General features: G+C 74.0%; 17 protein-coding genes. 8 read left to right on the top strand and 9 right to left on the bottom strand.

The genetic code is table 11. From position 1 onward, the window contains the following. The first annotated feature begins 12 nt into the window (after positions 1-12). Positions 13-1,686, top strand: coding sequence for a SagB family peptide dehydrogenase (locus tag ABZ806_RS00255; RefSeq protein WP_500214136.1), 1,674 nt, complete (start codon positions 13-15; stop codon positions 1,684-1,686). A 26-nt stretch (positions 1,687-1,712) separates the two neighbouring features. Here the strand turns inward: ABZ806_RS00255 and ABZ806_RS00260 are convergent, their stop codons facing one another. Further along, positions 1,713-2,429: a TetR/AcrR family transcriptional regulator gene (locus ABZ806_RS00260; RefSeq protein ID WP_500214138.1), complete on the bottom strand. Its 717-nt coding sequence runs from the start codon at positions 2,427-2,429 to the stop codon at positions 1,713-1,715. A gap of 170 nt (positions 2,430-2,599) precedes the next feature. Between ABZ806_RS00260 and ABZ806_RS00265 the strand changes: the two genes are divergently transcribed. The 3 genes from ABZ806_RS00265 to ABZ806_RS00275 are packed head-to-tail and all read left to right on the top strand — an operon-like array spanning position 2,600 to position 5,315. Beyond that, a complete protein-coding gene (locus ABZ806_RS00265) occupies positions 2,600-3,589 on the top strand; it encodes an ABC transporter ATP-binding protein (RefSeq protein ID WP_500214140.1) in 990 nt (329 codons plus the stop codon). Beyond that, entirely contained in the window at positions 3,582-4,439 is an 858-nt protein-coding gene (locus ABZ806_RS00270) for an ABC transporter permease (protein WP_500214142.1), read from the top strand. Before ABZ806_RS00265 ends, ABZ806_RS00270 begins: the two co-directional genes overlap by 8 nt. 15 nt (positions 4,440-4,454) lie before the next feature. Further along, complete coding sequence (locus ABZ806_RS00275; RefSeq protein WP_500214144.1) at positions 4,455-5,315, top strand: ABC transporter permease; 861 nt, start codon at positions 4,455-4,457, stop codon at positions 5,313-5,315. Between the two features lie 116 nt (positions 5,316-5,431). Here ABZ806_RS00275 and ABZ806_RS00280 read toward each other — a convergent pair whose 3' ends face one another. The 7 genes from ABZ806_RS00280 to ABZ806_RS00310 all read right to left on the bottom strand — a co-directional run bounded on the left by ABZ806_RS00280 (position 5,432) and on the right by ABZ806_RS00310 (position 12,403). Continuing rightward, positions 5,432-6,673: a DUF418 domain-containing protein gene (locus ABZ806_RS00280; RefSeq protein ID WP_500214146.1), complete on the bottom strand. Its 1,242-nt coding sequence runs from the start codon at positions 6,671-6,673 to the stop codon at positions 5,432-5,434. A gap of 2 nt (positions 6,674-6,675) precedes the next feature. Then, positions 6,676-7,437: a YcnI family copper-binding membrane protein gene (locus tag ABZ806_RS00285; protein ID WP_500214148.1), complete on the bottom strand. Its 762-nt coding sequence runs from the start codon at positions 7,435-7,437 to the stop codon at positions 6,676-6,678. Positions 7,438-7,540: 103 nt separating this feature from the next. Further along, the gene (locus ABZ806_RS00290; RefSeq protein ID WP_500214150.1) at positions 7,541-8,140 is read right to left on the bottom strand and encodes a dTDP-4-dehydrorhamnose 3,5-epimerase family protein; all 600 of its coding nucleotides are present in this window, start codon (positions 8,138-8,140) and stop codon (positions 7,541-7,543) included. Positions 8,141-8,162: 22 nt separating this feature from the next. After that, the gene (locus ABZ806_RS00295) at positions 8,163-9,272 is read right to left on the bottom strand and encodes a DegT/DnrJ/EryC1/StrS family aminotransferase (protein ID WP_500214152.1); all 1,110 of its coding nucleotides are present in this window, start codon (positions 9,270-9,272) and stop codon (positions 8,163-8,165) included. Beyond that, positions 9,269-9,997, bottom strand: coding sequence for a class I SAM-dependent DNA methyltransferase (locus ABZ806_RS00300; protein WP_500214154.1), 729 nt, complete (start codon positions 9,995-9,997; stop codon positions 9,269-9,271). Before ABZ806_RS00300 ends, ABZ806_RS00295 begins: the two co-directional genes overlap by 4 nt. A gap of 28 nt (positions 9,998-10,025) precedes the next feature. Beyond that, positions 10,026-11,036, bottom strand: coding sequence for an SDR family oxidoreductase (locus tag ABZ806_RS00305; protein WP_500214156.1), 1,011 nt, complete (start codon positions 11,034-11,036; stop codon positions 10,026-10,028). Beyond that, positions 11,033-12,403: an NDP-hexose 2,3-dehydratase family protein gene (locus ABZ806_RS00310; protein ID WP_500214157.1), complete on the bottom strand. Its 1,371-nt coding sequence runs from the start codon at positions 12,401-12,403 to the stop codon at positions 11,033-11,035. Before ABZ806_RS00310 ends, ABZ806_RS00305 begins: the two co-directional genes overlap by 4 nt. Positions 12,404-12,654: 251 nt before the next feature. On the opposite strand from ABZ806_RS00310, the gene ABZ806_RS00315 reads away from it, so the two are divergent. Then, on the top strand, positions 12,655-14,268 hold the full coding sequence (locus ABZ806_RS00315) for a DHA2 family efflux MFS transporter permease subunit (RefSeq protein WP_500214159.1): 1,614 nt from the start codon (positions 12,655-12,657) through the stop codon (positions 14,266-14,268). Beyond that, positions 14,265-15,326 (top strand): glucose-1-phosphate thymidylyltransferase, encoded by a 1,062-nt coding sequence (locus ABZ806_RS00320; protein WP_500214160.1) that lies wholly within the window; start codon positions 14,265-14,267, stop codon positions 15,324-15,326. The genes ABZ806_RS00315 and ABZ806_RS00320 overlap by 4 nt, the downstream gene beginning before the upstream one ends. A gap of 30 nt (positions 15,327-15,356) precedes the next feature. On the opposite strand, the gene ABZ806_RS00325 is transcribed toward ABZ806_RS00320, so the two are convergent. Then, positions 15,357-16,322, bottom strand: coding sequence for an ABC transporter ATP-binding protein (locus ABZ806_RS00325; protein ID WP_500214162.1), 966 nt, complete (start codon positions 16,320-16,322; stop codon positions 15,357-15,359). A 237-nt stretch (positions 16,323-16,559) separates the two neighbouring features. On the opposite strand from ABZ806_RS00325, the gene ABZ806_RS00330 reads away from it, so the two are divergent. Both ABZ806_RS00330 and ABZ806_RS00335 read left to right on the top strand, forming a co-directional pair. Next, entirely contained in the window at positions 16,560-17,810 is a 1,251-nt protein-coding gene (locus ABZ806_RS00330; protein WP_500214164.1) for a sensor histidine kinase, read from the top strand. Further along, on the top strand, positions 17,807-18,514 hold the full coding sequence (locus ABZ806_RS00335) for a response regulator (RefSeq protein ID WP_500214165.1): 708 nt from the start codon (positions 17,807-17,809) through the stop codon (positions 18,512-18,514). Before ABZ806_RS00330 ends, ABZ806_RS00335 begins: the two co-directional genes overlap by 4 nt. The last annotated feature ends 2 nt before the right edge of the window (positions 18,515-18,516 follow it).

The following is an 18,516-nucleotide window of genomic DNA, read 5'->3' on the forward strand; positions in this document are numbered from 1 at the left end:
GAGGAGCATGAAATGACGAATACGGCCAATTTCAGCAGTGCCGGAGAACAGTCGGCGGACACCTGGCGGGCGCTGCGCGTGACCGTCCCCGCGGACCGGCTGGAACCGCTGCTCACCACCGCGGTCGACGCCTGGGCGGCCGAGGCGCGCGGCACCGGCGGGCTCGGCGGCTGGTACTTCGAGCGGCCCGGCGCGGACGGCACCGTCCTGGACCTGCGGCTGCGCGGCGCGGGAGGGCACGCGATCGACGACCTGCGCCGCCGCGTCGCCGCGTTCGGCGCCGGCGCCCCCGGCGCGATCACGGTCGAGGAGCACGCCCCCGGACCGGATGCCGCCCGGTTCGGGGGCGTCCACGGCATGGCCGCGTGCGCGCCGCATCTCGCCGCCGCCGGTGCGCTCGCCGTCGAGACGCTCCGGGAGACCCCGTCGCCCGCGACGCGGCTGCTCGCGGCGGGCGAACTCCTGCTCGCGTCCGCGTGGGCGATGGGCGCCGACTGGCTCACCACCATCGGCTGGCTGCGCGGGTACACCTGCGGCCGGGCCCGGACCGCCGAGGCCGCGCGGGCGCGCGACGCGGCCGAGACGGCGTACTTCCGCGACGAGGCGACCTGGCGCCACCACCACGACCGGGTCCGCGCCGAGATCTCCGCGCCGAACTCCCGGGCCGGCGCGTGGTACGTCCCGCAGTGCGCCGCCTGGGCGGCGCTGCGGCGGCTGCACCGGGCGGGCCGCCTGGACGGGACGCCCGAGGCCGCCTTCCGGGCGCTGGCCCGGTCGGCGTGCAACCGGCTCGGCCTGACCCCGGAGGAGGAGATCCGGGTCGCGTGGCTCTGGTCGATGACGCTGGTCGCCCCCGGACCGCGGCGGCCCTTCTTCGCCGACACCGCGGCGTCCCCCGACCGGCGGCTGCACGAGGAGAGCAAGTACTTCGCCGACCGCCTGCCGGTCCAGGTCCCGGACATGGCGGCCGGGTCGGCCGGCGGCCGGCAGGACGTCGGAACGCCGCAGGAGGTCGTCCGGCTGCCGGAGCCAGCCGCGCCGGACGCGGCGGCGCCGCTGGAGGAGGTGCTGCTCGCCCGGCGCAGCGCCTACGGGCGCTATCGCGGGCCGTTCACCTCGGCCGAGCTAGGCACGCTGCTGTACTACTCCGCCGCCGAAACGGCGGGCAAGACGATGGCGGGGGCGGAGTCCGCCCAGCGGGTGCGGACCTATCCGAGCGGCGGCACCCGGTATCCGCTGCGGCTGCTGGCGTACTGCCACGACGTCGAGGGCCTGCGGCGCGGCATGTACCTGTACGACCCCGCCGCGCACGCGCTGGGCCGGCTCGTGGACGGCGACCTCTCCGCCGGCCTCATGCGGATGGCGCCCGCCACCGACCCGCGGGTGCCCTCGCCGCCCAAGGCGGGCGGCAACATCGACGCCGCGGACTGCCCGCTGTGGATCCTGATGGTCGCCGACCTGACCTACCAGCGCCGCCACTACGGGCTGCGCTCCTACCGGCTGGTGATGCAGGAGAGCGGGCACCTCGGGCAGAACATCGCGCTGGTCGCGACCTGGCTGGGCAAGGCGTCGGTCGGGCTGGGCGGGTTCTACGACGACACGGTGAACCAGGTGCTCGGCCTCGACGGCGTCAACTCCGCGGTGGTGTACGTCCACCTCGTGGGGACGGTGGAGCCGGACGCCTGAGCCGCCCGCCCCGAGCCGCCCGCCCGCTACCGGACGGCCTGGTCGTCCCCGCCGAGCTGCCGGACGAACTCGGTCAGCTCCATCTCGAAGAACGCCTCGGGGTCGCTGACCGCCCAGTCCATGTGGCCGAAGATCTCCATGGCGATGATGCCGTACAGCCGGGTCCACGCGGACAGGAAGGCGAACACGACGGGCAGCTCGATGCCGTCGCTCCCGGCCACGTAGTCGCCGAGCGAGGGCACCAGCCGGTGCCCCTGCGCCACGTCGGCGCGGGGGGCGCGCAGTTCGCCGCGCCGCCACAGCTCCGCGAACTCCTCCAGGAAGGCCACGCCGAGGCAGGCGGCCGCGCTGTCGCGCTCGGCCGGCTCGTCGGCCTCGCCGAGCCCGTGCACGGGCGGGCCGAGCATCAGCCCGAACTCCTGCCGGTGCGCCAGGCCCCAGCGCCGGAACGCCCGGGCCATCGCGGCGACCCGCGGGATCGGGTCGTCCCCGCCGGCCTCGCCGCGCGCCGCCTGGGTGACCCCGCCCACCTCCTCGAACAGGTCCACGCGCAGCGCCGCGACGAGCGCGTCGAGGCTCGGGTAGTAGCGGTACAGCGCGGAGGTCGTCATGCCCATCTCGCGGGAGATCGCGCGCAGCGACACCGCCGTCGGACCGCCCGCGACGAGCAGCCGCCGCGCGACGTCCTTGATCTCCGCGACGGCCTCCGCGCGCCGCCTCTCGCGCCAGGTCAGAGCTACCAAGTCAACCGCCCTCTACTTCGTGGAAGGCACTTGACATCAGCGTACAGCATAGAGAGAGTGAACATCATTCACTGTTAGTACGGTGTTGACGTTCGATGTAGCCTTTCACTTAGAGGTTCCATGTCACCAGCGGCCCGCGACGGGCGAAGAAGGAATCGAGGTGTCATGCCGTGACACGTACGGACGTGATCGACGACATCGGCCGCTCCCGCGACCCGGCCGGGGTGCCCGCGATCGAGATCCGCGGGCTGACCAAGGTGTACGGCGGCGCGGAGCAGAAGGCCGTCGACGACGTCTCGCTGTCGGTCCCGGCCGGCTCGGTGTTCGGGTTCCTCGGCCCGAACGGGGCCGGGAAGACCACCACCATCAAGGTCCTGGCCGGCCTGCTCTCGGCGACCGCCGGCGAGGCGCTGCTGAACGGCTTCGACGTCGCCCGCAGGCGGGCCGCGGCGATGGAGCAGTTCGGCGCCGTCCTCGAAGGCTCCCGCAACGTCTACTGGACGCTGTCGGCCATGCAGAACCTGGTCTACTTCGGCCGCCTGAAGGGCATGCGCACCGCCGCGGCGCGGGACCGGGCCGGCGAGCTGCTCACCGGCCTGGACCTGTGGGACCGCCGGGACGAGAAGGTCGGCGGGTACTCGCGCGGCATGCAGCAGAAGGTCGCGATCGCCGCGGCGCTCATGGCCGACCCGCCGATCGTCCTGCTGGACGAGCCGACGATCGGCCTCGACGTCGAGGCCACCCGCACGGTCAAGGAGTGGGTGCACGCGCTGGCCGCCGAGCAGGGCAAGACGATCCTGCTGACGACGCACCAGATGGACGTCGTCGAGCGGCTGTGCGACCGCGTCGCCGTCATCCGCAAGGGCAGGGTCATCACCGACCTGCCGACCGAGCAGCTGCTCGCCGGCGCCCGCCAGCGCGACCGGTACGAGATCACGATCGAGGGCGACGGCGCGGGCCTCGGCCTGCCCGACGGCTTCGTCCCCGAACCGGGCGAGGAGACCACGGTCATCACCGGGCGCCTCGACGACCCGCAGGACCTCTACCCACTGGTCGACCGGCTGCGCGCGCAGGGCGTCGTGCTGCGGTCGCTCGCCCAGGTCCAGCCGACCCTCGAAGACGTCTTCCTCGACCTGATCAAGGAGCGGCCCCATGGGTAGCGCCGTGTCCGCGGCGACCGCGCCCGTGCGGGCGCGGCCGAGGGCCCGCTGGCGGCTCACGCCCCGCACCGGGGCGGCCGTGCTGGGCGCCGAGGTCCGCAAGGGGCTGACCAACCAGATGGCCCACCCCATCGCGCACCTGGTGATGGTCGTCTTCACCGCGACGGTGTACCTCGGCCTCCAGTACGTCATGGGCCAGGGCCATCTCCAGCGCGACCTGCTCCCGCAGACGCTCATCGGCATCAGCGGCTACTGGCTCCTGCAGTTCGCGAGCATGGTGATGGTCGCCGACCTGGTGGCGGAGAAGCGCGGTGGCACGTTCGGCGCCGCGCAGATGGCGCCCGCGCCGCTGTGGCTCATCATGGCGGGCCGGCTGCTCACCGCGTCGATCATGGGGCTGGTGGTCGCCGTCGTCGCCACGCTGGTGCCGATGCTGGTCGCCCAGGTGACGATCCCGCTGGAGTGGGCCGCGCTCGTCCCCTACTCGCTGGTGCTGGTCAACGTGCTCGCGTTCACGTTCCTGCTGGCCGCGCTCGCGCTGAGCTCACCGATGATCGGCGTCCTCCAGACGATGCTGACCTCGATGGTGATCCTGCTGAACGGCGCGGTGCTGCCGCTGTCGTTCTTCCCCGACTGGCTGGCGGTGCTCGCCCGGCTGGTGCCGACCACGCTGGGCGTGGAGGCGACCACGAAGGTCCTCTTCGAGGACGAGTCGCTGGCCGACATCTGGTCGGACGGCACCCTGCCCTGGCTGCTCGCCTACACGGCCGCCCTGGCGCTGCTCGGCTGGTGGATCTTCGTCCGTAACCACCGCAGGGCGCTGGCCGAGGGCCGGCTCGGCCAGTACTGACACGCGGAGACGATCATGAGTACGCTCACCACGTCCACCCGGCCCGCCGCACCGGCCGCCCCGTCCCGCTCCCGCGCCGCCGTCTTCGTCAACGGCTTCGGCAACGAGGTCCACAAGGGCCTGCTCGGCCTGCGCGCCGAGTGGCGCGGAACCGCAGTCCAGATGGTGATGTTCGGGCTGTTCTACCTGCTCGTCGTCATGTTCATGGGGCGCGGCCAGATGCGCGCCGACCTGCTCGTCACCGGGCTGCTCGGCATGGTGCCGCTGACCTTCATCCACGAGCAGGTCAACCGGTCGTTCTGGAGCTACCTCGGCGACATCCAGTCCGGCACGCTGGAGCAGACCTACCTCACCGCGCTGCCCTCCTGGGTGGTCCTGCTCGGCCGCCAGGCGGCCTCGATCATCGGGGCGCTGCCGTACGCGCTCGCGGTCTTCGTGACCGGCCTCATCGCCGTCGAGGCCAACGGCGCCGACCTGCCGTTCGACGCGCAGGCGCTGGTGCCGATGGCCGCGATCGTCGTCGGCACGTGCGGCCTCGCGCTGATCCTCAGCGGGCTGACCCTGGTGTACAAGCGCGTCGAGGTCGCCACGCAGATCTCGATCGCGCTGTGGTTCGTCGCCGGCGGCACCTTCGTGCCGCTGGTGAACATGCCCGACTGGGCGGCGACGCTCAGCCGCACGTTCATCCCGATCGCGCCCGGCATCGAGGCGATGCGCGAGATCCTGCTGAAGGGCCGCTCGCTCACCACCCTGCAGGACGGCTGGGGCCTGGCCTGGCTGCTGATCCAGCCGGTGCTGCTGCTGCTCACCGGCATCGTGCTGTTCGTCGCGCTGGAGCGCCTGGCGAAGCGGCGCGGCACGCTCGGCCGCTACTGACCCCGCCCGCCCGCCTCCCGCACTGCGGGAGGCGGGCACGGAACCGCCCCGCCTCCCGGAGGAGACGGGGCGGTGCCGTGTCCGTGCCCTTTCCGTGCCGTGCCGTGTCCGGCCGGCTATCCGCGGGCCGTCCGGGGCGCCCGGCCGTACACCAGCCGCCGGATCAGGGCGTCGAGCGGACCGCGCCGCCCGGCCCGCTCCAGCAGCGAGGCGAGCGTGACGCCGGCGAGCCAGACACCGAGCGCGAACAGCGCCGCGCCGGTGGCGTGGATCTTGTCGCCGAGGTTCAGCGTGTAGCCGGCCAGGAACACCGTCAGCAGCGACGTCTGCAGGATGTAGCAGGTCAGCGAGCGGCGCCCCACCGCGGAGACCGCGCGGAACGCCGGGCCCGGCCGGCCGCCGCGCTCCTTGCGGCGGGCGCCGATCAGCCCGAACACCGCCACGTACGCCAGCCCGCCGAAGAAGCCGGTGATGATGTCGAGCGTGGTGATCAGCCCGGTGGTGAGGTCGCCCGGATCCCACAGCTGCGCGCCGACGAGCGCCACCGGGACCGCGCCCGCGGCCGAGACCGGCAGCCCGATCAGGGCCGCCCGCCGCAGCACCGCGCGGTGCCGGACGGGGTCGTCGAGGTAGCCGCGCCGCGCGGCGATGGCGCCGACGAGGATCGCCGGCAGGACGGGCCAGCCGATCATCACGTGGACGTCGGCGAACGGCGCCTCGTGCAGCCGGGTGAGGACCGCGTCGCCGTAGTCCCGCGCCCACAGCGTGCCGCGGAAGCTGTTGCCGTGCGGATCGTCGGCGACCGCGAGCGCGATCGACAGCAGCGTCGCCGCGACCACCGCGATCCCGGCGGTCACGGCCGCGGCGACGTGCAGCGTCCGTCCGCCGCGCACGATCACCCACCCGATCACGATCGCGGAGAGGCCGTACGGGCCGAGGATGTCGGAGGGGAAGATGAAGCAGAAGTGGACGTAGCCGAACAGCAGGAGGAACAGGCCGCGGCGGCGCAGCAGCCGCGACGCCTCCTTCGGCCGGGTGCCCGCGGCCAGCTGCCGCGCGACCATCATCGCCATGCCGTAGCCGAACAGCGCCGCGAACATCGGGTAGGCGCGGTCGTCCATGACGATGATGCCGGCGAAGGTGACCGCCCGGTCGAGCGCGGAGCCCCCGACCGGGTGGTTCATCAGCACGGAGTCGCCGGTCCGCACGTACAGCGAGGCGTGCGCGAGCGCGATCAGCAGCAGCATGAAGCCGCGCGCGACGTCGGGGGCGGCCGCGCGCTCGGTCGCGGTCACCGATCCCCGGCGCATGGTGCCGGGGGTCTCCGGCGTCTCCAGCGGTGTCGGTCGGACGGCCATCGCTACGACACCGCGTCCCGCGCGCCCGGCCCCTGCGGCGGCCGGCGGCGCCCGCGGAGGGACCTGCCGCCCAGCCCGGCGGCGCCGAGCAGGAGCGCCCCGCCGAACGCGCCGGCGTACAGCGGGCCGTGCGAGGCGCCGGGTCCGGCGGCCTCATCGGTGGCGGCCCGGCCGGTGGAGCCGGGCTTCAGCACGGCCGCGGCGGGCGCGGCGGCCGTGCCGCTCGGCGGCACCAGCGTGAGCGACGGCGCGGGGTGCGCCGGCTTGGGGTCGGAGTCGCTGGGGATCTCCACCCACGGGATGACCGTTCCGTCGGCGTAGGTCTGCACGGCCTTGAAGTACATGCGGTCGATCGTGGGCAGGTATCCGGCCAGGACCTTGAAGTCGTCGTACTGGTCGGGTCCGACGCCGTGCGAGCGGCCGCGGACGCTCCAGGTGACCGACCGGACGACCTCGCTCACCGTGCGGCCGCCGCCGACGTCGATCGGCGTGTCCAGCTTGACCTTGCGGATCCTGATCGACCAGTCCGGGTGCGGCTTGACCAGGACGTACGGCAGCGGGTGGGCCTCGGGGAAGGTCACCGTCAGCTTGACCGAGGTGTCGTCCCGTTCGGTGGGCATCCGGAACGCGATCTCGGTCATGCTGCCCTGGACGGCCTGCCCCGGGGTGACCACGACGTGCGCGGACGCCGGCAGCGCGCCGGCGGCCACCAGCGCGCCGAACCCGGTGGCCACCGTCAGCAGCCGGACAAGTGTGCGAAGCATCGTTCCTCCTTGGAAGCCGCGGTCTCGCGGATGGCCGCGCCTCTGGGCGCGGGGGTCGGGGGTCAGAGGGTCAGGGGCGGGGCGGTGGGCCGGTGCGGGGCCGCTACCGGCCCTTCGCGTCGAGTTCGCGGCACACGTCGTAGTCCGGGAGGACGCCCGCGGCCGCCGCCTCGGCGAGGGTGGGCGCCGCGCGGTCCCGGTCGGACAGGACCACCTCGGCGCCCGCGGGGATCGGCAGCCCCAGTGCTGGGTCCAGCGGCGACACGGCCAGCTCGTGCTCGGCGACGTAGCTCTCCGACATCAGGTACGACATCACCGTGTCGTCGGCGAGCGCGACGAACGCGTGCCCGACCCCGACGGGGAGGTACATGGCCCGGAAGTCCTCCTGGTCGAGGCGGGTCGCGTCCCACCGTCCGAACGTCGGCGACCCCACCCGGATGTCGACGACGATGTCGAGGGACTCGCCGCGCGCGCAGTACACGTACTTCGCCGAGCCGGGCGGCGTCACCGTGAAGTGCACGCCGCGCACCACGCCGCGCCTCGACCGGCTGTGGTTGGTCTGCGTCACCGGGAACAGCGGCCGTCCCACCGCCTCGGTGAAGGCGGCCTCCTGGAACGGGGAGACGAACAGTCCGCGGTCGTCGGGAAAGACGTCGGGTGTGAACTCCCACGCGCCGGTGACGGCCAGCCTGCGTGACTTCATGTCTCCTCCGGGGGGTGCGGGGTCAGACGGTGGCCAGGACCTCGCGCAGCGCGTCGATGACCCTGTCCTGGACGTCGCGCGGCAGCGACGGGTACATGGGAAGGGAGAAGATCTCGCCGGCGAGCGACTCGGTGACGGGCAGCGAGCCCTCGCGGTACCCGAGGTGGGCGAAGCCCGTCATCGTGTGGACCGGCCACGGGTAGCTGACGTTCAGCAGGATGTCGTGGGCCTTCAGCGCCTCGATGACGGCGTCGCGGCGCGGGTGGCGGACGACGTACAGGTAGTAGACGTGGTCGTTGCCGCCGGCGACCCGGGGCAGGACGAGGCCCGTGCCGGCGAGCCCCTCGGCGTAGCGCGCGGCGACCGCCCGGCGGCCCGCGATGTACTCCTCCAGCCGGGTGAGCTTGCGCCGCAGGATCTCCGCCTGGACCTCGTCGAGCCGGCTGTTGTGCCCGGGGGTCTCGACGACGTAGTACCGCTCCTCCATGCCGTAGTACCGCGCCCGGCGCAGCCGCCGCGCGACCTCCTCGTCGGAGGTGGTCACCGCGCCGCCGTCGCCGTACGCGCCGAGGACCTTGGTCGGGTAGAAGGAGAACGCGCCGGCGGCGCCGGTCGCACCGGCGATCCGGCCGTTGCGGCGGGCGCCGTGCGCCTGCGCGCAGTCCTCCAGGAGCACCAGGCCGTGCGCGGCGGCGAGCCGTTCCAGCGGCGCGAGGTCGACGCACTGCCCGTACAGGTGCACCGGCAGCAGGCAGCGGGTCCGCTCGGTGATCGCGGCGGCCACCTGGGCGGTGTCCATGAGGTAGGTGTCGGGGTCCACGTCGACGAACACCGGCCTGGCCCCCACGGCGTCGATCGCGACGACCGTGGGCGCGGCGGTGTTCGACACGGTGACGACCTCGTCGCCGGGCCCGACCCCGAGCGCCTGGAGCGCCAGCTTCAGGGCGTTGGTGCCGTTGTCGACGGACACGCAGTGCCCGGTGCCGTGGAAGGCCGCGAACTCCCGCTCGAACCCGCGCATGCTCTCGCCGAACACCAGCCGGCCCGACCTGAAGACGCCGTCGACGGCGTCCAGGATGTCCTTGCGCTCGTTCTCGTACTCGAGCCGATAGTCCCAGACCAGAGTGGTCACGGCCGCCCCGCCCTTTCGAGTGTGCCGACGAAGAGGCCCCTGCCGGACGGCGCGGCCTCGATGAACTCGGCCGCGAATCCGGCCGCGCGCAGCGCGCCCTCGTAGGCGGCGCGGGTGAACAGCCTGTGCGTGTACGTCTCGGTGAAGTGCCGGGCGCCGGCGGCGTCGGCGACGACGTAGTGGACGGTCATCAGCGAGGCGTCGGCCCCGTCCCGGGCCGTGTGCGACACCCGCGCGATCGTCCGGTGGTCGGGCTTGAGGACGTCCGCCGCGACGTACCCGTCCAGGAACGTCTCGGGGAACCACCAGGGGTCGATCACGGTGATCCCGCCCGGCTCCAGGTGCCGCGCGAAGCAGCGCAGCGTGGCGGCCAGCCCGGCGGCCGACTCCTGGTGCGCGATGGCGGTGAACAGGCAGGTCACCGCGCCGAACCGGCGGCCGAGGTCGAACCCGCGCATGTCCCCGAGGTGCAGCCCGGTGCCTGGGTTGCGCGCCCGCGCCACCTCCAGCATGGGCGCCGAGACGTCCACGCCCTCGACGTGGCCGAACGCCGCGCCGAAGTGGGCGAGGTGCGCCCCGGTCCCGCAGGCGACGTCGAGCAGGGACGCCGTGCCGGGACGGCGGGCCAGGATCACCTCGGTCACCTGCGCCGCCTCGGCGGCGTAGTCCTTGCCGCGCAGCGTGTAGACCGGGTCGTAGATCTCGGCGAAGTCCGGTCCGTACATCGAGGCGCCCTTTCGACGGTGGCCGGCGTCAGTGGTGGTCGACCCGTTCCGCGGCGAGGGCGGCGGCGGTGCGCTCCAGCGCCTCGCGCAGCGGGGTCCGCGGACGCCATCCGGTGGCCGCGTGGAACGGTGCGGGGTCGATGACGAGGTCGGCGAAGTCGGTCACCGGGGAGCCGGGCGGCGGATCGACGGACACGACGGGCACCGGGGGCAGGCCCCGGCGCGCGGCCACGATCGCGGCGACGGTGCGGAACACCTCGCCGAGCGGTTCCCCGCGTCCGGTGCCGATCGGCCAGTGCCGGCCGACGAGCCCGTCGGGACGGTCCAGGGCGGCGGCGAAGGCGTCCGCGATGTCGGCGACGTACACCAGGTCGCGCCGGACGGTGCCGTCGTGCCAGAGCGTGATCGGCTCGCCGTCGAGCGCGCGGCGCGTCATGGCGGCGACAACGCCGCGGTCGGGCACCGGCCCGTGCCCGAACACCGTCGGCAGCCGCAGGCTGATCCCGCGCAGGACGCCTTCGGCGGTGGCGCGCTCCAGCAGGTCCTCGGCCGCCAGTTTCTGCCGGTCGTACTCGGTGCGCGGGTGGTCCGGGTCGTCGCCGTCGATCGGCCGGTCGGGCGGCACGCCGATCTGCGACGCGGCGCCCGCGTACAGGACCAGCGGCGGCCGCCCGTCCGGTCCGGGGACGGCCGCGCCGTCGCGGACGGCCCGGACGAGGCTCGCCATCACCCCGACGTTGACCCGTTCGCTGTCCGGGTCCCGCTCCGCCGCGCGCCAGCCGCCCTCGTGCGTCACCAGGTGGACGACCGCCGCCGAGCCGGCGACGGCCCGGCCGACCGCGCCGGGAACGGTCAGGTCGGCGGTCGCGACCTCGACGTCGGCGGCCGGGTCGGCGGGCACGGCCGCGGCCGTCCGCGCCACCGCGCGCAGCCGGACGGGACGGCGGGCGAGCGCGGCGACGACGGCGGAGCCGACGAAGCCGGAGGCGCCGAGCACGGTGATCAGCGGCCGCGCGGGGCCGGCCTGCGGCGCCGTCATCGGTCCGCTCCCATCAGCAGGGCGTTGACGCAGGCCAGCACGCTGCGGGCCTGGACGTTGACGTAATGGCTGTGCGCCAGCAGCCGGGCGAGCTGGCCGAATGTCACCCAGCGGTGCCCGGGGGGCTCGGATCTTTCGTCGGTCTCCACGACGACGTGCCGGTGCAGCGAGTGCAGGAACCGGCCGCCCTCGTCGGAGAGCATCACGTCGGCGCGGATCCGCTCCGGCGGTGCCGCCGTCACCTCGTCGAGGAGGACCGGCCGCGCGCTCGCGGGGAGGTGGTCGTAGTTGCCGGGGGTGCACTGCACGGTCGGCGCCAGTTCGGCCACGTCCACCAGGCCGGGCTCGACGCGGAGGTTCATCAGCGCGTGCAGGACGCCGTCGATGCGGGTCACCAGCAGGGCGATCAGCCCGGGGCCGCGCGGCTCGATCATCGGCTGGTCCCAGCCGCCGACCTCGCGCCCCGACGCCTCCACCCGGACCCCGACGACGTCGAAGAACCGGCCGGTCTCGTGCGCGATCCGGTCCGGTCCGGCGCGCCAGCCCGCCAGCCCGCCGAGCGGGACCGGTTCGACGCGCACGCCGGCGCGGCTGCGCACCTGGGTGATCCAGCTCAGCAGGTCGCCGGTCGGGTGGACGCCGGCGGCCGTGTAGGAGCGGGCGAGCGCGGCGGTGAAGCCGTCCGGTGCGTCCCGCAGCCGTGCGACGGTGGCGCAGCGGTGCAGGGGAAGGCAGGCCAGGACGGTGCGCGCGTCCATGTTGACCAGGTCGTCGACGGCGAGGGCCCGGTGGACCTCGGCGGCGGGCATCCAGCGGAAGCCGTCCTCGGCGGCGACCTCGGCATCGTCCTCGACCCGCACGACCATGTTGCGGTTGCGCTTGCGGAGGTTCCACGCCCCCTGCTCGGACTGCCGGACGTCGACGACCACGCGGGCCGGGCCGGGATCGGTGAAGTGGCGCAGGTACGGCACGGGCCGGCCGCGGTGCACGCCGGTGAAGTTGCTCCGGGTCGCCTGGACCGTCGGCGCCAGCTGCACGCCGCCGCGGTTGCCCGGCTCGGCCTTCGCCTGCATCAGGAAGTGGAGGACCCCGTCGATCCGCTTGGCGAGGATGCCGAGGATGCCGACCTCGGGCTGGTCGATGATCGGCTGGTCCCAGCGCGGCACCGCCGCGTCCGGGATGTCGGCGCGCAGGCCCGCGACCCGGAAGAAGCCTCCGGTGCGGTGCACGATCGCGCCGGTCGCCGGGTCGGTGCCCCAATCGCGCAGTTTCGCCAGCGGGACGCGCTCGATGTTCGTATAAATGCGGCCGCGCACCGATTGCAGCCAATCACCGGGAACCGGAGAAACGATCGAATGGTCTGTCATGGCAGCTCTCGCTTCGGCCGATCGGCGACGTCCGGCGACGAATCCCCAGGGCCGGCGGCGGGCACCGCGGCGATCACCGCCGACAGTGAGCCACGTTCGCACAGGTAAAGGCGGTGCGGCGTCTCCCAAATTGCTCACTTTCGCCGCATGTTCGCCATCCGGCGGCCGCTCCTGCCAGACTTGGCGACTACCTTGACGCTATTTATCGCCGCGTGAAACTTTGTCAGTTCTACGACCTTTGGGAGGCAGCGATGTCGCAGACGGCGCGCCGGTCGCGGGCGGGCGGGAGCGAGGGTCCGGAGCCCGCCGCACACGGCCGTCCCTGGCTGTCGCTCACGGCCGTGGCGCTCGGCGTCATGACGGTCGGCCTCGACGCGACGGCGGTGACCCTCGCCAATCCGGCGATCGCCGCCGACCTGGGCGCCGACCTCACCGGGCTGCAGTGGGTGACCAACGGCTACCTGCTCGCGCTGGCCGTGGCGCTCATCCCGTCCGGCAAGGCGGCCGACCGGTTCGGCCGCAAGAAGATCTTCCTCGCCGGGGTGATCGGCTTCTTCCTCGCGTCACTGATGGTGGGCCTGTCCGGCAGCATCGGCATGGTCGTCTTCTGGCGGGTCGTGCAGGGCGTCGCCGGTGCGATGCTGCAGCCCGCCGGCCTCGCGATCATCCGGAATGCGTTCCCGCCGCACCGGCTCGCGACCGCCATCGGCATCTGGGGCGCGGCGGTCGGCGTCTCCACGGCGGGCGGCCCGATCATCGGCGGGCTGCTCGTCGAGCACATCGGCTGGGAGTGGGTGTTCTACGTGAACGTCCCGCTCGGCATCGCCGCCGCGCTGCTCGGCCTCGCCGTGATCCGCGAGTCCCGGGACGGCGAGTCCGGGACCTCGCTCGACCCGCCCGGCGTCCTGCTGCTGTCCGGCGCGCTGTTCGCCCTCGTGTTCGGCCTGATCAGGGCCGGTTCGCACGGGTTCGACGGGCGGCTGCCGCTGGCCTCGTTCGCGGCGTTCGCCGTGCTCGGCGCCGCGTTCCTGGCCCGCGAGTCCAGGACCGCGCAGCCGCTGCTGCCGCTGCGGCTGTTCCGCTCCCGGGCGCTGTCGGCCGCGACGGTCCTGATGATCGTGGGGATCTTCGGGCTGTTCGGCTCGATCTTCTTCGTCCAGCTCTACCTGCAGCAGGTCCGCGGCCTCGGCCCCATCGACGCGGGCGTGCACATCCTGCCGATGACCGGCATCTTCATCGTGTCCGCGCCGCTCGGCAGCCTGCTGGCCGAGCGGGCCGGCCCGCGGACGCCGCTGCTGATCGGAATGCTCTGCAACGCCGTCGCCCTCTACGGCCTGTCCAGGATGGGGATGGACGCCCCGTACGCGCACCAGTGGCCGTGGTACCTGCTGATCGGGTTCGCCTTCGGGCTCGTCCTGACGGCGGCCACCGACGCGATCGTCGGCAACGCCCCCGAGCAGCTCGCGGGCGTCGCGGGCGGCCTCCAGCAGACCGCCTTCCAGGTCGGCGGCATGCTCGGCACGTCCGTCCTCGGCGCGGTGGTCTCCATGCGGGTCGGCGACGTGCTGGTCGACCGGCTGACCGAGGCCGGGCTGGCGGCGCCGATGGCGCGGCAGCTGCTCGCCGCGAAGGAGTACGTCGCGCAGGGCGGCGCGCCGGCGCCGCCCGGCACCCCCGAGCCCGCCGCCCAGATGATCGCCACCGGCAGCCACCTCGCGTTCATGGACGGGTTCCATACGGCGATGCTGGTCGGCGCCCTCGTCTCGGTCGCCGGAACCCTCGTGGCACTGATCGTGCGCAAGGGCGGGAACAGCGTGCCCACGGGCGAGAACGTCCCCGCCAAGGGCCGCGAGGGAGCGCTGTGAAAGGTCTCGTGCTGTCCGGCGGAACGGGCTCCCGGCTGCGGCCGTTCAGCCATTCGATGGCCAAGCAGCTCATCCCGATGGCGAACAGGCCCGTGCTCGCGCACATCGTGGAGAACCTCCGCGCCATCGGGATCCGCCAGGTGGGCGTGGTCGTCGGCGACCGGGCGGACGAGATCGGCGCGGCCCTCGGGGACGGCTCGGCGCTGGGCGTGGAGATCACCTACATCCGCCAGGACGCGCCGCGGGGCCTGGCGGACTGCGTCAAGGTGGCGCGGGACTTCCTCGGCCCGGACGACTTCGTCGTCTACCTCGGCGACAACATGCTGCCCGACGGCATCGCGGCGGCCGCCGCGGAGTTCCGCGCGGGCGGGGCGGCCGCGCACCTGCTGGTCCGGCCGGTGGCCGACCCGCGGCAGTTCGGCGTCGCGGAGCTGGGCCCGGACCGCCGCGTCGTCCGGGTGACCGAGAAGCCGGACGTGCCGGCCAGCGACCTCGCCGTCCTCGGCGTGTACTTCTTCACCCCGGCCGTGCACCGGGCGGTGGCGGCGATCGGGCCGAGCCCGCGCGGCGAGCTGGAGATCACCGACGCGGTCCAGTGGCTGGTGGAGCACGGCGCCGACGTGCGCGCCGGCCGCTACACCGCCTTCCACGCCGACACCGGCACGGTCGAGGAGGCGCTGCGCTGCAACGCCGAGCTGCTGTCCCGGCTGGCGCCGCAGGCGGCGGGCAAGGTCGACGACGACAGCGAGCTCGTCGGCCCGGTCGTGATCGAGCCGGGCGCGCACGTCACCGGGTCCCGGATCACCGGCCCGGCGATCATCGGCGCCGGCACGGTGGTGGAGGACTCCGCCATCGGCCCCGGCACGTCCATCGGCGCCGGGTGCACGCTGGTGTCGGCGGAGCTGGAGGGCTGCATCGTGCTGGACGGCGCCACCATCACCGGGATCCGCGGCATCCGCGACTCCATCATCGGACGGGCCGCGTCGGTCGCGCCCGCCGAGGGCCACCACCGGCTGCTGGTGGGCGACCACGCCCATGTCCGGCTCGCCGTGGTCTGAGCGCGCGCGTCCGCCCGGCCCCCGCGTCGGCTACTGGCAGCCGGACCCGTCTGGCCCGTCCTCGTCGGGCCCGTCCTCGTCGGGCCCGTCCTCGTCGGGAACCGGCAGGTCGTGGGGGTCGTCGGCGGCGTCGAGGAACATCCGGCCCATGCTGGCCCGGCCGTAGGCGAAGGCGACGACCGCCACCTCCGCGAGGGACAGTTCGGCGAGGGCGAGCGCGGCGGACTCCGGGTCGCCGACATGGGCCACCAGCACCGCGGGGTCGCTCTCGGCGTCCACGCGCACGCCGAGCGTCTCGAACAGCAGCCGCTCCGCGCGGAACCGGTCGCCGGGGTCGCGCAGCCGGAGCCGGATCGCGTCCGAGCCCGAGTCGGCGCGCAGCTCCGCCGCGCTGCCCTCGGCGACGACGCGGCCGTGGTCGAGGACGGCGATCCGGTCGGCGAGCCCGCTGGCCTCGTCGAGGTACCGGGTGGCGAGCAGGACGGTCACGCCCTCCGCCGCGATGGTGCGGACGGCGTCCCAGACCCGCTGCCGGGCGGCGGAGCTCAGCCCGACGGTCGGCTCGTCCAGGAGCAGCAGGTCGGCGCCCGACACCAGGACGAGCGCGAGGTCCAGGCAGTGCAGCACGCGGGGCGAGCACTCGCCCGCCCTGCGGTCGGCCTTGTCCGCGCCGAAGGTGTCGAGGAACTCCGCCGCCCGCGCCCGCGACCCCGCGGAGCGGCCGGTCCGCCGGGTGAGGTTCTCCCGGACGGTGAGGTCCGCGTCGACCAGGTCCGCCTGCCCGGTCACCCCGGTGCGGGCGCGCACCCGGCCGGCGTCCCGGACGACGTCATGCCCGAAAACCAGCGCTCTGCCCGCACTGGGAGCCAATTGAGCAGCCAGGATTCGGAGCAATGTCGTTTTCCCGGCGCCCTCTCGTCCCAGCAGCCCATAGACCGCCCCTGGGCGCACATTGAGGTCCACGCCGTCGACCGCTCGCGCGGACCCGAATACCATCACCAGGCCTCGCGCCTGGACCGCCAAGTCCGAATGCGACTTCAAGTCCGGCTCCTCATTATTTCGACCACGCTCATGACCATCCTGACAGAAGGTGATAATCTCGGCGTCGTCTTTCGGACTACTGTTCTTCATCAACCCGGGATGCAAGGATCGGCGGTGTACCACGCAGGGAGTAGCAGCGTTTTCCTCTCGCCGTCGGAGGCGGGCGCGGCGGGTCGTGTCTAGAGTGCGCTCATGAGCATCCAGACGGGTCTGCGCCGGGCCGCTCCGGACGCCGCGCTCGCCGCCGGGGTGGCGGTCGTCGCGCTGTCGAGCGCCGCCATCGCCCCGCCCGGCCGGACGGCCCTCGACCTGCCCGGCTACCTCCTGCTCCTCGCCGGGCCGCTCGCCCTCGTCGCGTGCCGTCGCGCCCCGGTCCCGGCGCTGTGCGCCACCACCGCGTGCGTCCTCGCGTACCTGCTGCGCGGGTATCCGGGCGTCGCCGCCGCGCTCCCGGTGATGGTGGCGCTGGTGTTCGCGGTGCGCACCGGGCACCGGCGCAGCGCGCTGATCCCCGCCGCGGCCGTCGTCGCCGTGCTGGTCGCCGACATCGCCGTCATCGCCGGCCAGGACGTCCGCCAGGTCGTCGAGGACCGCTTCCTGCTCACCGGGTGGCTGGTGGCGAGCGGGATCCTCGGCGAGACGTTCCGGCAGTGGGAGGCCTACACCCGGCAGGTCGAGGAGCGCGCCGCCGAGGCCGAGCGCACCCGCGAGGAGGCCGCCCTGCGCCGGGCCGGCGAGGAGCGGCTGCGGATCGCCCGGGAACTGCACGACTCCCTCACCCACTGCATCTCGATCATCAAGGTGCAGGCCGGTGTCGCGATCCACCTCGCCCGCAAGCGGGGCGAGGACGTGCCGGAGGCGCTGCTGGCCGTCGAGGAGGCGGGCGCGGACGCCATGGCCGAGCTGCGCGCCACCCTGGAGGTGCTGCGCGACACCGGCGACGGGAACGGGGCCGAGAACGGCTCCGACCGGCTCGACCGGCTGGTCGAGCGCATCCGCGCGGCCGGCCTGCCCACCGAGCTGGCGATCACCGGTGCCGCGCGCCCGCTGCCCGGCGACCTCGACCGCGCGGTGTACCGCATCGTCCAGGAGGCGCTGACCAACGTCACGCGGCACGCCGGGCCCGCGACCGCCGTCGCCGCCATCGACTACGGCGCCGGGACGGTGACCGTGCGCGTCGACGACGACGGCCTCGGCGCGCCGGACTCGTCCTTCGAGCCGGGCGTGGGGCTGCGCGGCATGCGCGAGCGCGTCGCCGCGCTCGGCGGCGAGCTGCGCGCGGGGCCCGGCGCGGAGGGCGGCTTCTCGGTGCGCGCCGAGTTCCCCGTCCCGCCGCCGGACCCGCCGGCGGCCGGCCATCGCGGCGGCGCAGATCACGGGGCGGCCGATCACGGGGCGGCCGATCACGGGGCGGCCGATCACGAGGTGAAGGAGCGAGCGTGATCCGCGTACTTCTCGCCGACGACCAGATCCTCATCCGGGCGGGCTTCCGCGCGCTGCTGGAGGCCGAGGACGACATCGAGGTCGTCGCCGAGGCGGCGGACGGGCGGCGGGCGGTCGAGCTCGCGGTCGAGCACCTGCCCGACGTCGCCCTCGTCGACGTCCAGATGCCGGCGATGGACGGCATCGAGGCGACGCGGCGGATCGCCGGCGATCCCCGGCTGCCGGAGGTGCATGTCGTCATCCTGACGAACTACGGCCTGGACGAGTACGTCTACGACGCGCTCCGGGCCGGGGCGAGCGGGTTCCTCCTCAAGGACACCGAGCCGGCCGACCTGCTGCACGGCGTCCGGGTCGCCGCGCGGGGCGACGCGCTGCTGTCCCCCGCCATCACGCGCCGGCTCATCGGCGAGTTCGTCGCCCGCCGGCCGGGCGCCTGCCCCGCGGAGCTGGACGTCCTCACCAAGCGCGAGCGCGGGGTGGTGGCGATGGCCGCCCAGGGCCTGTCCAACGGCGAGATCGCGGCGCAGATGGTCATCAGCCCGGCCACCGCGAAGACCCACATCAGCCGGGCCATGTCCAAGCTCGGTGCCCGCGACCGCGCGCAACTCGTCGTGCTGGCCTACGAGACCGGGCTCGTGACGGCGCGGGGGCCGGGCCGTCCGCCGGCGGGGGAAGCCCCCGAGGCCGGCGCCGACGGCCGCTGAGG

The organism is Spirillospora sp. NPDC047418 (assembly GCF_040643275.1).
Taxonomy (GTDB): Bacteria; Actinomycetota; Actinomycetes; order Streptosporangiales; family Streptosporangiaceae; genus Spirillospora.